Origin of the sequence: Anabaena azotica SJ-1, assembly GCF_047275885.1 — a bacterium.
Taxonomy (GTDB): Bacteria; Cyanobacteriota; Cyanobacteriia; order Cyanobacteriales; family Nostocaceae; genus Trichormus_B; species Trichormus_B azotica_A.
The window spans coordinates 2,117,353-2,131,657 of the sequence record NZ_CP178454.1; the positions used below are offsets into that span (position 1 = coordinate 2,117,353).

Genomic DNA, 14,305 nt, shown 5'->3' on the forward strand with positions numbered 1-14,305 from the left:
CATCCTCTAAATAAATATTATTTCTGTAATCTTAAGTAACAGTCACGTTAGTATTCGTAACTAAACTTTACTACTTTATGCTTAAAAATAGACGAAAAATCAAAATCAAAGTGCCTTGTGTGTCCAAAATTAAGGGTTTAGGGTCTGGGTGTGGGGTAAAAAACTGAATTTGATCTCCTGAGCGTTGTAGCTTTGACGTTTTACGTTAAATGAGTTTAACTGCTTAAATAGTTTTGAGTATATATAAATATGGAGAAATATAAAAAAAGTTCATAAAAGTTGAAATATGACTTTGGCGATCGCTACTTAAATTACGATAAATTGGTTAGACTCAAACTTTCCAGTTGACTACCGTGGCTGCTGAGAAGGATTGTAAACAGCGTTTTGTGTTCTATATCCACCGAAATCAAGTCTAAGATGTGTTGGTATTAACCCTCTCAACTATGGGTATTTTAGGAATTCCTGGAATTATTTAGCAACAGGAATGAACTCATAAAAAATTAACAATTAATTGGAACAAAAGCAAATTGGCGAAATTTAATGAAAATTGCATGATGCCAACAAAAAATAGCAAACTTTATCAATCCCGAAAATAATCTGAAGACATAGATAGAACAACAGAAAAAGACCATAAGATGTGCAGTAAGTAAATTAGTCTCCAACTATCTAGGATTGGTACATACTTTTTCATTGGCATAATCAAGCTTTGCTGGGGGTAGAGAAATAAGAGTGGAGAAGACAGAGTTGAATTTGAAATCTACTAAAAAAAATCAGAGGTGAGATGACCCGCTTATATACCATAAGTGGCGGAAATCCTTCAACAGAGAAATTCCATAGTTAGTAGATATGTAGGTATTTATCTTCAGGAGATTCCATGAAAATAGCAGTTGCTAAAGAAATTGAAGTTTGTGAACGTCGTGTGTCATTAATTCCTGACATTGTAGCTAAATTAGTCAAACAGGGTTTAGAAATTTATGTAGAAAGTGGTGCTGGAGACAAAGCATATTTTACAGATGCAGACTATGAAGCAGCAGGTGCAAAAATTATCAGTGATGTAGCGACATTATGGAGTGAAGCGGATATATTACTGAAAGTAAGTCCTCCCCAAGAAAGAGAAGATGGACGTTCAGAAATTGACTTACTCAAACCAGGATCAGTTTTAATTAGCTTTTTGAATCCCTTGGGTAATCCTGTGATTGCGGAAAAATTAGCAAATCGGCAAATTACCGCCTTAAGTATGGAATTAATCCCCCGTACTACCAGGGCGCAAAGCATGGATGCTTTATCTTCCCAAGCGTCTTTAGCAGGATATAAAACCGTGCTGTTAGCAGCAGCCGCATTACCAAAATATTTCCCGATGTTAACCACCGCTGCGGGGACGATCGCTCCAGCCAAAGTATTTATTATGGGAGCAGGTGTAGCAGGATTGCAAGCGATCGCTACAGCCCGTAGACTAGGAGCAGTAGTAGAAGCCTTTGATATTCGCCCAGCGGTCAAAGAAGAAGTACAAAGCTTAGGCGCGAAATTCGTAGAAGTCAAACTAGAAGAAGAAACCGTTGCTGCTGGTGGTTACGCCAAAGAAATCTCCGAAGACAGCAAAAAACGTACCCAAGAATTAGTAGCCGAACACGTCAAAAACTCAGACGTAGTAATTACAACGGCACAAGTACCAGGCAGAAAAGCGCCAATTCTCGTCACAGAAGAAATGGTAAAAGCGATGAAACCCGGTTCTGTAATTGTGGATTTAGCCGCAGAACAGGGTGGAAACTGCGCTTGTACCGAACCTGGAAAGGATATTGTTTGGAACGGTGTAACCATTATTGGACCAATTAATTTACCTTCATCCATGCCAGTACACGCCAGCCAACTGTATGCAAAAAATATCACTTCATTAATGCAACTACTCATCAAAGACAAAGCATTACAAATCAACTTTGATGACGACATCGTTGATGCAGCTTGTGTTACTCATGGTGGAGAAATCAGAAACCAAAGAGTAAAGGACGCTTTGCAAGCAGTAGCGGTGTAATTCAACATCTGTAACAGGTAAGAGGATTAATGAAAAACCTAACCCCCCTACCCCCCTTCGCTGCAAGGGAATGGGGATTTTAAAGCCTCTTTGTAGGAGAGAGGTTTGGAGAGAGGTTTTTTAGTAAACTTTTTGACTTTACAAACATCCTCCAAAATCCAAAATCTAAAATCTAAAATCGACATGACAGAAGCATTACTTGCGGCCTTATTCGTACTCGTCTTAGCCTCCTTCATAGGCTTTGAAGTCATCAACAAAGTTCCCCCCACACTCCACACTCCCTTAATGTCCGGTTCCAACGCCATTTCCGGTATTTCCGTAATTGGTGCAATCCTGGCTGCGGGGGAGAGAAACACCAGTTTATCTGTAATTCTGGGTTTAATTGCCGTAATTTTGGCAATGGTTAACGTTGTCGGTGGCTTTTTAGTAACTGACAGAATGCTGCAAATGTTCAAGAAAAAGGAAGTTAAAGCATGAGCGACTTTTTACCAACTGGGATTCAGCTGACGTATTTAGTCGCTGCATCATTATTTATTCTTGGTTTGAAAAAACTCGGTTCTCCAGCTACAGCCAGAAACGGTAATCTTGTGGCTGCGGTGGGGATGCTGTTAGCAGTTGTCGCCACAATGCTAGATCAGCAAGTCTTAAATTACGAGATGATATTGATAGGCTTGGCGATTGGTTCTATTATTGGTGCGATCGCAGCTTACAAAGTGCAAATGACCGAAATGCCCCAAATGGTGGGTTTACTCAACGGTTTGGGTGGTGCTTCTTCCGCACTTATCGCTGTAGCAGAATTTTGGCGGTTATTAGGAAGTTCTCAACCTATCCCCCTCGATGTCAACATTTCCATGCTATTGGATGTGTTAATCGGTGGTGTGACATTAACCGGTAGTTTTCTCGCTTTTGCCAAATTGCAAGGTTTAGTTAGTGGTACACCCATTACCTTTCCTTTGCAACAACCATTTAACCTCTTACTGTTGGGTTCATATCTAGCTGGAAGTGCATATTTAATCATCTCACCGGATAGTTTACCCATCTTTTTAGCAGTGGTAGCTGTTTCCTTGGTGTTGGGTGTAATGTTTGTACTGCCCATTGGTGGCGGTGATATGCCCGTGGTCATCTCCCTGTTAAACTCCTTATCAGGTGTAGCTGCGGCGGCTGCGGGTTTTGTGGTGATGAACAATATGTTAATCATCGCCGGTGCTTTGGTGGGTGCGTCGGGTATCATCCTCACCGAAATTATGTGTAAGGCCATGAACCGTTCTTTGTTCAGCGTCTTATTTAGTGCCTTTGGTTCAGTTTCTACCGCTACTGGTGGTGCTGCTGCTGGTGCTAGTAATCAAACAGTCCGCAGTATAGATCCTGAAGAAGGGGCGATGATGTTGGGATATGCCCGTTCTGTGGTGATTGTCCCAGGATACGGTATGGCAGTTGCCCAAGCACAGCATAGCGTCCGGGAGTTGGCAGATCAACTAGAACGCATGGGTGTAGATGTAAAATATGCGATTCACCCTGTTGCGGGTAGAATGCCGGGTCACATGAACGTATTATTGGCGGAAGCTAATGTGGCTTATACCCAGTTGTATGACATGGAGGATATTAATCCCCAGTTTGAACAAGCTGATGTGGCGTTAGTGATTGGTGCTAATGATGTGGTCAATCCTGCGGCGCGTAGTGATGTGAATAGTCCTATTTATGGGATGCCGATTTTGGAAGTTGATCGCGCAAAGCAAACTATTGTGATTAAGCGCGGGATGAGTGCCGGTTTTGCTGGTGTGGATAATGAGTTGTTTTATAAGGATAAGACGACTATGTTGTTTGGTAGTGCTAAGGATATGGTGGCTAAGTTGGTTAGTGAGGTGAAGCAACTTTAGAAGAAACGAACCACGAAGGCACGAAGAACACGAAGAAAGAATTTATAGAGTTTGCCTTGGGGGTGTGATGCTTCTGGGGCAATTTTTTTGCAAATTTATTACCTAGATATTAAAGTATGCTTATTAGATTTAGACGATTTTTTCAAAAAATAACCCTTATGGACGTAAAATCACCATCTGCACAGAATATAGTCCTTTTATCTTTAGCACTAGATAAGGACAATTTATTAAAAGAGGAATTGAAGACAGCTACTAATATTGGAAATTTTCTAGAAATATCCAAAAAACATGGATATGAGATAGATCCTAGCAAATTGGAATATATGAACTTGTTTTTTGAACAAGAAATTGAATCTATGTCAAGACTTACCAGTGTTATGAATATTATAGGACATGAAAAATTTGAACCTGATGCTGCTGAAGAATTAGCTAGATCAATAAGACTTATGCAAAGCTGGATTGACTTAACTTCTCACTTATTACCAAAGCCAGAATATTCACTTCCAAGACGACAAATTGAACTTCCTAGCCGAATTGGTCAACATTTAAACCTGCCAACTAAGGCACTTCTTAGAAATATAGGAGTTGTGTTTTTGGGTGATTTAAACTTTAATTTTGATGAGCATACCCTTAAAAAGTGGCTGGCTTATTTATTATTATTTGTGGCAGCTATTTCTTTGACTTCTGGTAGTTTCTTAACCGCAATTTTATCTGGTATCGCTGGTATATGTTTACTAAATGATTGGTAAAATGCTGAGTAAAAAAATATTTTTTTAGACTCAATTGAACCAATTGAAACTTAACTCGTATTTTTTGTCTTAGTTTTTGTTCCTTATCTTAACCTACTTTTTTTAGTATTTTTTTCAAAATTAACAATGGGAATATCGTTACTATGCAAGAACTCTCGTTAAATAAAATAAAAAAATCTGATGGGCTAGAATTTGCTAACAAACTTTTGCAAGATCCAGAATACTTGGTTACTCTTTCTATGGAGGAAATTGGTAAGCTATTTTTTAAAGAATTTCAAGGAAATGATATATTTGAAAAATTTACATTTCAAGAAATTAGAAGTAATTTTAGCGAATTCTACCAAGATTATCGCAATAAATTTATTAGTAATATTAGTGAGGAAAATAATATTGTTGAAGAGTTACAGAGGATATATTTTCCAGAATTACCTGAACAAGAACAAGATTTTTATACTTGTGTTTGCAAAACAATGTGTCTTATACTCAAAGATCCACGTCTTGTTTTATTGGAACTATATCAAGAAGCAGCAGAAGATTTAAGGGAAATTGAAGAAAGAATAAATAAATATCAACAAGAAATTAAAATAAATCGTCAAGACTCTGATACTGATGAAAATGATAGTTATGAAGATTCAATCATGAGACACTATATAAAAGTAAATGAAGATGCAAGAAATGAAATTATAAAATATATAACAACTAAATCTATAAAATGGACTGCCGTTAGTGACACACAAAACGACGGAATATTTCGTCGCAAACCAGATGATCATTATAATTATATTTATAAAGCAAAGCATAGATATCTATTATCAAGGTATGATAAAGATCAATTGTCCGAGATTGCCAATAAATTTTTATATGCTACTTCTGAGGAAATAGAAAAATTAGAGACACTCTATAAAACTGGTGATTTAGAATTCTATGAATATACTCATCAATATATACGTGAAAAAAACATTATTTTTGAAATAAAAAAATATATTCAGAAAAATCATTTTTTGAATGATCGTGAAAAAATTTTAATTCCTATATTAGATGCTTATGAGCAAAACAATTTATTATTGTTTCTGAACTTAGTACCACTTCAAATAGAAGGTATATTCCATGACTACTGCTTAGGGTTAGGAATTTCTGAGAAATCACTACAAAAAGCTAGTATTGGGGAAAAACTAGATCAGATTGTTAAGAAAAATCCAAATATATGTGATTTTGAATATTTTAAATTTATCTTCCCTAAAATTAGAAATAGAGTGGCACATGGTAAATTATTCAGTCAAGAAGAAGAACATCAGATTTCATGCTTGCTATTACTAGATTTACATGATGTTTGCAATCGTATTACAACAGATAATATACCTATTAATTTAATGGTTAATATTATTAAACAAATCAAACAAGGAGAAAAGATAGTAGAGAGAGGATATATAGAAACTATAAATGATAACTTACTGAAAATAGAGTATGGACATATATTAAATATAAAAATACCTGATTTTTACAATCTTGAAGAAATGTTAGAATTAGCAAAATCAATGTGTTATGAAGATAGCTTTTTCAAGGATTTAGATGACAGAATTACACATTTAAACTGGAGACTTTCTTTTTCACTTAGTAGAAAAAGATCAGCGAATACAGAAGTATCATTTATTAGATGTATTGAAAAGATACTAAATTCACTTAAAAAACAGGAAATTCAAGTTAAAAAGTGTAGTGAATTGATAAAAAAGATTAATCAAATAAAAAAAATGAATCAAGCTGATAATACCAAAAAAGGAAAATTTGATGATTTAAATTTTATACAATTTTGTCAATATGTTAACTTTATTAAAAGTCATCCTAGATGACCTAGAAAGCGGTGTGCGGAATTTCCAAACTCAAGTATTTGGGGAGTTGGAGGGATGCGATACTTGGGGGTAGATGTGCGATCGCTCTTCTCTTCTTTCTTACCTTCGCGCTCTTCGCGTCTTCGTGGTTCGTTAAAAAGAGATGTTTGGAAAGTTGAGGAGGTGCGATAGCGAAGCTGACCGAAGAAGGTATCGCTATTTGGAGAGTTGAGGGAGTGCGATAGCGAAGCTGACCGAAGGTATCGCTATTTGGGAAGTTGAGGGGATGCGATAGCGAAGCTGACCGAAGGTATCGCTATTTGGGAGGTTGATGGAGTGCGATACTTGGGGGTAGATGTGCGATCGCTGTTTGGGGAGTTGAAGGGAATGCGATCGTTTTTGGGAAGTTGGAAGAAGTGCGATCGCTGTTTATAGGGAGTTGGAGGGGATGCGATCGCTTGATAACAGAAATTATAATTAAACTGGAAAAAAATCAGCATCTAAAATTTCATCAGCAGAAAAAGGATTATCTTGAGGAAAAATAGATAAAGGAAGTCCAGTTTCAATCGCTGCTTCTTTACGAGCGTGGTGATAACAATTATCCAAAACTTCTAAATAATAGCCTTTTAAACTAGGACTATCTAAAAACGTTTCTTGTAATCTTTGACGATGTTCATATATTGTATACAACCAACTATTTGACCTGTTTTGAGGTTGAAACTTGTATTTAAGTAAGTGCATAATTAAAACTCGTAAATTACTTTTTAAAGCATTTTTTTCACTTCTTCCCATACTTTCAATTTCTTCAATTAAATTTTCTAATTCTAATTCTGAAAATTGCTTATCTTTTAATAAAGAAGCGGTTTTTTGAATCCATAAATTATAATCTTCTGCATAAAGATTATTAGTTAATATCATAGATTGATGTGTCATAGTTTTCTCCTTGGTAAAAATTTAAATCCCAAAACCCAAAACCACATCCAAAGCAGTACGAATTTCTTCCCAATATTCAGCTTCTAAAATCCCCACCAACCCTAAAACGCGACGATAATCTACAGAACGAATTTGAGCAACATCAATAAAACGATCTTTATCTAATCCATTAGTTGCTGTTGCTTTGACATTGACAATATAGGGAGCTTGCTTACTTCCTGGTCGAAATGGCATCACAATAGTTAATAATCCATATTGATTCATAATATCATTTTGAACTATTAAACAAGCACGGATTTTTTGTGCTTCTGCTCCCACAGTTGGATCAAGATTTACCCAGCGAATTTCACCCCGTTTATAAGTTAAATTACTCTCTGGCATTAATACCATCTCCAGCTACATTATCCCAAGAAGAAATCTCATTTTGATATTCTAAATCTTTCGCATCTTCTTGGAGTGAAGCAATTATTTCTGCTTCTAAAATCTTGCGTCTTTGTTCTGCTAATAGTGCATTAATATAGGCACTACGATTACCTTTTGCTTGTTGATCAATAAATTGGAGAATGTCTTCTTCCAAAGTAATTGTGACTTTCATCATTATGTATGACTCATTCATCTTACCAATCAATCATACCACTTTTTTGACATTGGATGAGGTACAAAGAGATTTTCAGGGGTTGAGGAGGTGCGATAGCGAAGCTGACCGAAGATATCGCTAGGGAGGTTGAGGGGATGTGATATTTGGGGGAAGGTGTGCGATCGCTCTTCTATTCTTTCTTCCCTTCGCGCTCTTCGCGTCTTCGTGGTTCGTTAAAAAGAGATGTTTGGAAAGTTGAGGAGGTGCGATCGCTTTTTCTCGGTGTCCTCTGTGTCTCTGTGGTTCGTTAAAAAAGGATGTTGGGAAGTTGAAGGGAGTGCGATAGCGCAAGAGTTGCTGCAAGCAGTTCGCTATTAGGAGGGTGAGGAGGTGCGATAGCGTTCGCGTAGCGTCTCGTAGAGATAGCTGACCGAAGGTATCGCTGTTTGGGAGGTTGAGGGGATGTGATATTTGGGGGAAAGTGTGCGATCGCAAATTAGACTTAAATCTCCCAATCTTCTAATTTTAAATTTTCAACTCTACTAAACTCTCTAGTATTGTGAGTAATTAAAGTTAAATTATTAGCCATTGCAATAGCAGCAATATGTAAATCATTATTACCTATAGGAGTACCTTTAGCAGCCAATTTACTACGAATTTCGCCATAAATCAAAGCACATTTATCATCAAAATGCAAAGAAACAAATCTGTCTAAAAATTCCTGTTGCTTTTGCAGAGTTTTCGCAGGATTATTAGTTCTCATTGCACCATAAAATAATTCCGCTTTGACAATAGAACAAACTACTATATCTATATCAGATAAATCTTGAAGACGCTGAATAATATTTTCTGATCTTTGATTAAGATATTGAATACAAACATTACTATCTAATAAATATTTCATCAGTTTGTATTTCTAACAATTAATCATTTCTTCTAAACTATCATCTAATCTATCATCAATACCTAAATCATCCAGAATAATTGGATCATCAGCACAACTTCCTGCTGTTTGATTAATAAATTCTTGCCAGTTTAATTTGTGTTTCTCTGTAGTTATCAAAGTTGCTGTTTTTTTGCTCAAGTTTTCACGAAATAAACGGACAATTTGCAATATTTCCGGTATATATTCTTCTGGAGTTTGGGCAATTTCTAATAATAAATCATTCCAGGGTGTTGTTGAGGATGTTTCTGTAATAGATTGATGATTGTTCATAGTTTTATTTTTACTAAATTTTCAGTATGTTGATTTAACTAGAGGATTTCCTTTAGGATTAGTCAGGACTTACGCAACTGGCATATTAGTAGGGTGCGTCAGACTTCATGAATCCTGCAAATAAACAGATATTTGATATCTGATAGTCCTATAAATAAATATCTAACGCACCTTCTTAAATTATCCTGTACATCCTCAAATCCTGGACATCCTGATTTTGAAAAACTTAAACTACAGTCTCTACAGGATTAACAATGAGGGTTTTTGCTACTAAACGCTTTTTAACTTGTCTCATTAATGCTAGAGCAAATAGAGAACCGAATGTGGGGATAGTTGCACCACCGGGAATGTCGAAGGGTACAGCAGCAGAACTTAATGTGCCTCCCACTAAAGCAGAAGAACTAGAGATAATACCGGAGGTATTGGTCAGTCCATAAGAATGACCGATAACTGATAAAGTACCTGGTGTATTAGTCAGGTTAGATGAAAATATCAAGTATAAATATTGACTAGAAAAACAACCTGAGCCATTACTACACAGAGAGAATCGATAGGGTTGTACAAAGTTAAGGTTGGATGTATTAAAACTTCGACTACTGTAAATTGTTCCATTTGATAGAGTAATACTTACGTTAGAGTAAGTACTAGTAGTAGCATTATAATCAAATGAGCCAGTAGCAGTTGCTCCATCTTGAAATTGCACATTATTCAAATTCCAAGTTAAAGCTTGCGCTGGAGAAGCACCACTAACCACCATACCAGCCACAGCACCACCAACAACCAAAGGCAGAATACGAGATAATTTCATCACATTACCCTTTGTTTTCTTGTTTGCAAATAACATCAACCGCACACAACAACCAGTGATCCAAAGTTGAAAAAACAAATTGTACACCTGAGCATTTAGATACTACCGAGATCGTAAAAAAAAACTAACGAGCTTGTCTAGTTAGTTAACTGAAAATTTATATAATTTTTTACCCTTATCCTTGTGTTTCACGTTACTGCAAAGTAGCAGAACTTGAGAAATCAATTTCTTTTGAAGTGAGTAAATTTACGGATGTCAAGAACCGCCTTATTTAATAGTCAGTCAGGAATTTTTGTCTGATAGCGTGGCGTAGCCATATCAGGATATCCAGGATTAGAGGATTTACAGGATAGGGTTTTTATTAACCAGGACTGACGCAACTGGCACAGGCGATCGCTCAAAGATGAAAGCTACTGTAAATATTGGTAAATTAATATTAAGCCCACAAATCCCCTAAACATTGGCAAGATGGAAGTTAAAAAAACTATGACGGAAAACCGAATACTTTACGTTCGCCTTCCTTGTAACCCCATCTTTCCCATTGGGGTTGTTTATCTTTCTGATCACGTCCACAAGCTGTTTCCCAGCATTGAACAGCGGATCTTTGACTTAGGCACAGTACCACCTCTAGATTATGCTGCTGCCTTAGATTACTGCATTGATGAATTTAAGCCTACACTCCTAGTATTTTCTTGGCGAGATATTCAAATATATGCTCCTGTGGGTGGACGAGGCGGAAACCCGCTACAAAACGCCTTTGAATTTTACTATGCCAAAAACCCATTCATAAAATTACGGGGTGCATTAGGCGGTTTGCGGATCTTCATCGCCTACTATGTCGAACTATGGCGTAACCTGGGATTAATTAAGCGGGGTTTAAAACGCGCCCAAAAATATCACTCCCAAGCGCGTGTAGTTGTAGGTGGTGGTGCTGTCAGCGTCTTTTATGAACAGTTAGGAAAAAGCCTACCAGCAGGAACAATTATTTCTGTAGGTGAAGGGGAAACCCTGCTGACAAAATTCTTAGGTGGACAAGAATTTCGGGATGAACGTTGCTATGTAGTGGGAGAAAATAAACCACGGGAACGCCTGATTCATGAACAACCTACACCCCTAGAAAAAACTGCTTGTAACTACGACTATATAGAAACCATCTGGCCAGAATTTAACTATTACCTGCAAGATCAAGATTTCTACATTGGTGTCCAAACTAAGCGTGGTTGTCCCCACAACTGCTGTTATTGTGTTTACACAGTTGTTGAAGGTAAACAGGTACGGATTAATCCCGCCGATGAAGTCGTAGCTGAGATGCGACAATTATATAATCGTGGCATTCGTAACTTTTGGTTTACCGATGCTCAATTTATTCCTGCCCGGAGATATATTGATGATGCTGTAGAACTGTTGCAGAAAATTGTCGATTCTGGCATGACTGATATAAATTGGGCAGCATACATTAGAGCAGACAACTTAACACCAGATTTATGTACCCTGATGGCGAAAACCGGCATGAATTATTTTGAAATCGGCATTACCAGCGGTTCTCAAGAACTTGTACGCAAAATGCGGATGGGTTACAACTTGCGAACCGTTTTACAAAATTGCCGTGATTTAAAATCAGCCGGTTTCAATGATATGGTTTCCGTCAATTACTCCTTTAACGTGATTGACGAACGTCCCGAAACCATCCGCCAAACGATCGCTTATCATCGGGAATTAGAAAAGATTTTTGGTGCTGATAAAGTCGAACCTGCAATTTTCTTTATTGGACTCCAACCCCATACCCACTTGGAAGAATATGCTTTTAAAGAGGGTATCCTCAAACCAGGTTATGATCCTATGAGTTTGATGCCCTGGACAGCTAAAAAACTCCTGTGGAATCCTGAACCATTGGGTTCATTCTTTGGTGAAGTTTGTTTACAAGCTTGGCGACGCAACCCTAACGACTTCGGACGAGAAGTTATGAATATCTTAGAAGAAAAATTAGGTTGTGCCGAACTAGAAACAGCACTTTCTGCACCAATTGAAGTCAAAGAAAAACAACTTGTAGGTATTAACTAGGGAACTCTTAACAGGGAGCAGAGGGGCAGAGGAGCATGGGAGCAGAGGAGAAATAATAATCTTCTTAATTCACCTGTCACCTGTCACCTGTCACCTGTCACCTGTCACCTCTGCCTCCTGAACTCCTGAACTCCTGAACTCCTGAACTCCCAAACTCCATGTTACAAGGTTCAATTCTCCAACAACTAGAAACAGCCCATCGTCACAGTACCAGGCCGATTCATTTTGGGGTGTATTACAAAAATACCCTGGTCGCTTTGTGTCACGCTCTGGAAGACCACATTTTAACTGAAGAAGGTCAGCCTTTAGTAATAACCGCATTCCAACGCGGTAAGTGGTATCTGCAAGAGGCAAATAGATACGCAGACATTGCCCAAAAAAGCCGTGAAATTGCGATTATGGCTGCTGCTGATGCCGGCTTTGCTGAACATCCTACCAGTCAGTTACCTAATGTTGATTTAGTAGGGTTAGAAGCAGATGATCCGGTGGGGCAGGAGTGGCACTTGATTATTTTGTCACCCCAATACACAGCAATGGTAATTTGTCAAGAATTATCTGAGTCTGATTATGGTAGTGGTGTACCGATATCAGATTTAGAGCGTAAATTTTATGGTTTGTGGACATTTGAGCCTGAATTAGTAAGAGAGACAGCAGAGTTTGCGATCGCTCACATCGAAAAATATAACCCAGAACTAGCCAATAAACTTAACACCCATAAACAGGCAATTCAAGCCGCCATCATCTCACCCAAAGACGTAAGCGCAGTCGTCACCCGCGTAGTTGATTACCTGCAAACAGAACAAAATGATTTAACCATTCCCACAGTCCTAGATCGTAACTTAGTTTCTAACGAAATCCAGGCATTTTTACGGATGGCACAACTGCTAGATTTAGCAGAGATCAACAACCCCATGGCCGCCTCAGAAGTAGTGGCAATTGTCGAGACAATGGGGCAATTATTGGATTTACCAGCATGGCAAATTAAAAGATTGCGTCTTGCCGCCTTATTACACCGTATAGATCCACTCCAAAGAGTAGAAAGCGCACTCACTCCCAGTGCATCCACAACCTACCAAGAAGATGCCCCCAGTTGCCCTTTAACCTGTCCCCTGATACCAGGAGCGCAAACACTACGGACAATGCCACGACTGCGAGCAGTTGCCCAAATTATCACCCACCAAACCGAGTGGTGGAATGGAACAGGTCAACCAGCAGGTTTAGCAGGAGACGAAATTCCCCTAGAGTCAAGAATCTTGGCATTAGCAGCCAGCTTTCAATGGCAAGTTAGCAAAAAATTAGACTCAGAAACAAGTGAAAAAGATGTATTCACTCAAGCCTTAGATGAATGTAGACAGCAACAATCTACCCGTTTTGATCCTAAACTGATAGATATCCTAACTTTGTTAGTTATGGGTTTACAACAGGGACTAGACCTACCCCTGATGAGAACAAAAATCAGCAGAGGTATGTGGTTACTGGATTCTCGATGGGATAGTCACAGCAAAAGCAATGAAGAGATTAATAGTCAACACCAATGAACATAGAAGCTATTAGATCAGGAAAAATCAAACAACTTCCAGGAGCAGACTTAGAAGACGAGGAACTATCCCAAATAGATTTAAGCCGTGTCAACTTAGCCGGTGCAACCCTCGTTGGTGCTAACTTGACAGGTTCTAAACTGGAAGGCGCACATTTAGAAGGCGCGAATTTAATGGGCGCTAACCTCAAAGACACTGACTTGCGAGCTAACCTCATGGGAGCCAACTTAATGCAAGCTGACTTAACCAGTGCGGACTTGCGCGGTGGTAATTTGCGTGGTGCGAACTTAATGGGTGCTACACTTAGCGATGCCTCTTTAGCAGGTGCTTTTTTGAGTGGTGCTAATTTGATGAGCGTGAACTTGCAAGGCGCTGATTTTCGTGGTGCCGACTTACGTGGTGCCAATTTCACAGGAGCAAATCTCAAAGGAGCAGATTTGAGTAGGGCTGACTTACAAGGGAGTTTATTGAGTGAAGCTAATCTAGAAGAAGCTGACTTGCGAGGTGCGAACTTAGCAGGAGCAAATTTAACCGGAGCAAACTTACTTTGTGCAGAATTAGAAGCTGCAAATTTCAGCGGAGTCAATTTAGATCGGACTTGTTTGGTGGGTACAGTGCTTGAGGCAGTTTCTTAATTTTTACTTTTGTTTATGAATGATATATCACGTTGGCAAGAATGGCTAACTGTATT

Annotated in this window: 16 protein-coding genes; 8 read left to right on the top strand and 8 right to left on the bottom strand. The window is 38.3% G+C overall.

Going from position 1 to position 14,305, the window contains the following annotated elements; translation table 11 throughout:
* Window positions 1-874 precede the first annotated feature (874 nt).
* From ACLLO5_RS09290 to ACLLO5_RS09310, 5 genes are all read left to right on the top strand, one after another.
* Window positions 875-2,029 (top strand): Re/Si-specific NAD(P)(+) transhydrogenase subunit alpha, encoded by a 1,155-nt coding sequence (locus tag ACLLO5_RS09290; protein ID WP_413175170.1) that lies wholly within the window; start codon window positions 875-877, stop codon window positions 2,027-2,029.
* A 183-nt stretch (window positions 2,030-2,212) separates the two neighbouring features.
* Window positions 2,213-2,506: an NAD(P) transhydrogenase subunit alpha gene (locus ACLLO5_RS09295; RefSeq protein WP_413175171.1), complete on the top strand. Its 294-nt coding sequence runs from the start codon at window positions 2,213-2,215 to the stop codon at window positions 2,504-2,506.
* Window positions 2,503-3,906: an NAD(P)(+) transhydrogenase (Re/Si-specific) subunit beta gene (locus ACLLO5_RS09300; RefSeq protein WP_413175172.1), complete on the top strand. Its 1,404-nt coding sequence runs from the start codon at window positions 2,503-2,505 to the stop codon at window positions 3,904-3,906. The genes ACLLO5_RS09295 and ACLLO5_RS09300 overlap by 4 nt, the downstream gene beginning before the upstream one ends.
* Window positions 3,907-4,064: 158 nt before the next feature.
* Window positions 4,065-4,655, top strand: coding sequence for a hypothetical protein (locus tag ACLLO5_RS09305; RefSeq protein WP_413175173.1), 591 nt, complete (start codon window positions 4,065-4,067; stop codon window positions 4,653-4,655).
* A gap of 143 nt (window positions 4,656-4,798) precedes the next feature.
* Window positions 4,799-6,502, top strand: coding sequence for a hypothetical protein (locus ACLLO5_RS09310; protein ID WP_413175174.1), 1,704 nt, complete (start codon window positions 4,799-4,801; stop codon window positions 6,500-6,502).
* A 245-nt stretch (window positions 6,503-6,747) separates the two neighbouring features.
* Here the strand turns inward: ACLLO5_RS09310 and ACLLO5_RS09315 are convergent, their stop codons facing one another.
* The 8 genes from ACLLO5_RS09315 to ACLLO5_RS09350 form a co-directional block, all read right to left on the bottom strand.
* On the bottom strand, window positions 6,748-6,981 hold the full coding sequence (locus ACLLO5_RS09315; protein WP_413175175.1) for a hypothetical protein: 234 nt from the start codon (window positions 6,979-6,981) through the stop codon (window positions 6,748-6,750).
* Window positions 6,959-7,414, bottom strand: a complete 456-nt coding sequence (locus ACLLO5_RS09320; RefSeq protein ID WP_413175176.1) for a DUF29 domain-containing protein — start codon at window positions 7,412-7,414, stop codon at window positions 6,959-6,961. Before ACLLO5_RS09320 ends, ACLLO5_RS09315 begins: the two co-directional genes overlap by 23 nt.
* Window positions 7,415-7,435: 21 nt before the next feature.
* Window positions 7,436-7,795, bottom strand: coding sequence for a type II toxin-antitoxin system PemK/MazF family toxin (locus ACLLO5_RS09325; protein ID WP_413175177.1), 360 nt, complete (start codon window positions 7,793-7,795; stop codon window positions 7,436-7,438).
* The gene (locus ACLLO5_RS09330; RefSeq protein WP_413175178.1) at window positions 7,782-8,012 is read right to left on the bottom strand and encodes a CopG family transcriptional regulator; all 231 of its coding nucleotides are present in this window, start codon (window positions 8,010-8,012) and stop codon (window positions 7,782-7,784) included. The genes ACLLO5_RS09325 and ACLLO5_RS09330 overlap by 14 nt, the downstream gene beginning before the upstream one ends.
* Window positions 8,013-8,129: 117 nt before the next feature.
* A complete protein-coding gene (locus ACLLO5_RS09335; RefSeq protein ID WP_413175179.1) occupies window positions 8,130-8,486 on the bottom strand; it encodes a hypothetical protein in 357 nt (118 codons plus the stop codon).
* 7 nt (window positions 8,487-8,493) lie between these two features.
* Window positions 8,494-8,895, bottom strand: coding sequence for a type II toxin-antitoxin system tRNA(fMet)-specific endonuclease VapC (gene vapC / locus ACLLO5_RS09340; RefSeq protein WP_413175180.1), 402 nt, complete (start codon window positions 8,893-8,895; stop codon window positions 8,494-8,496).
* A 12-nt stretch (window positions 8,896-8,907) separates the two neighbouring features.
* On the bottom strand, window positions 8,908-9,207 hold the full coding sequence (locus ACLLO5_RS09345) for a hypothetical protein (protein WP_413175181.1): 300 nt from the start codon (window positions 9,205-9,207) through the stop codon (window positions 8,908-8,910).
* Window positions 9,208-9,433: 226 nt separating this feature from the next.
* Window positions 9,434-10,015, bottom strand: a complete 582-nt coding sequence (locus ACLLO5_RS09350; RefSeq protein ID WP_413175182.1) for a hypothetical protein — start codon at window positions 10,013-10,015, stop codon at window positions 9,434-9,436.
* A 468-nt stretch (window positions 10,016-10,483) separates the two neighbouring features.
* Here ACLLO5_RS09350 and ACLLO5_RS09355 point away from each other — a divergent pair, with 468 nt between their 5' ends.
* The 3 genes from ACLLO5_RS09355 to ACLLO5_RS09365 all read left to right on the top strand — a co-directional run bounded on the left by ACLLO5_RS09355 (window position 10,484) and on the right by ACLLO5_RS09365 (window position 14,249).
* The gene (locus ACLLO5_RS09355) at window positions 10,484-12,076 is read left to right on the top strand and encodes a photosystem II high light acclimation radical SAM protein (protein ID WP_413175183.1); all 1,593 of its coding nucleotides are present in this window, start codon (window positions 10,484-10,486) and stop codon (window positions 12,074-12,076) included.
* Window positions 12,077-12,234: 158 nt separating this feature from the next.
* Window positions 12,235-13,614, top strand: a complete 1,380-nt coding sequence (locus tag ACLLO5_RS09360) for a DICT sensory domain-containing protein (protein WP_413175184.1) — start codon at window positions 12,235-12,237, stop codon at window positions 13,612-13,614.
* On the top strand, window positions 13,611-14,249 hold the full coding sequence (locus ACLLO5_RS09365) for a pentapeptide repeat-containing protein (RefSeq protein WP_413175185.1): 639 nt from the start codon (window positions 13,611-13,613) through the stop codon (window positions 14,247-14,249). The genes ACLLO5_RS09360 and ACLLO5_RS09365 overlap by 4 nt, the downstream gene beginning before the upstream one ends.
* The last annotated feature ends 56 nt before the right edge of the window (window positions 14,250-14,305 follow it).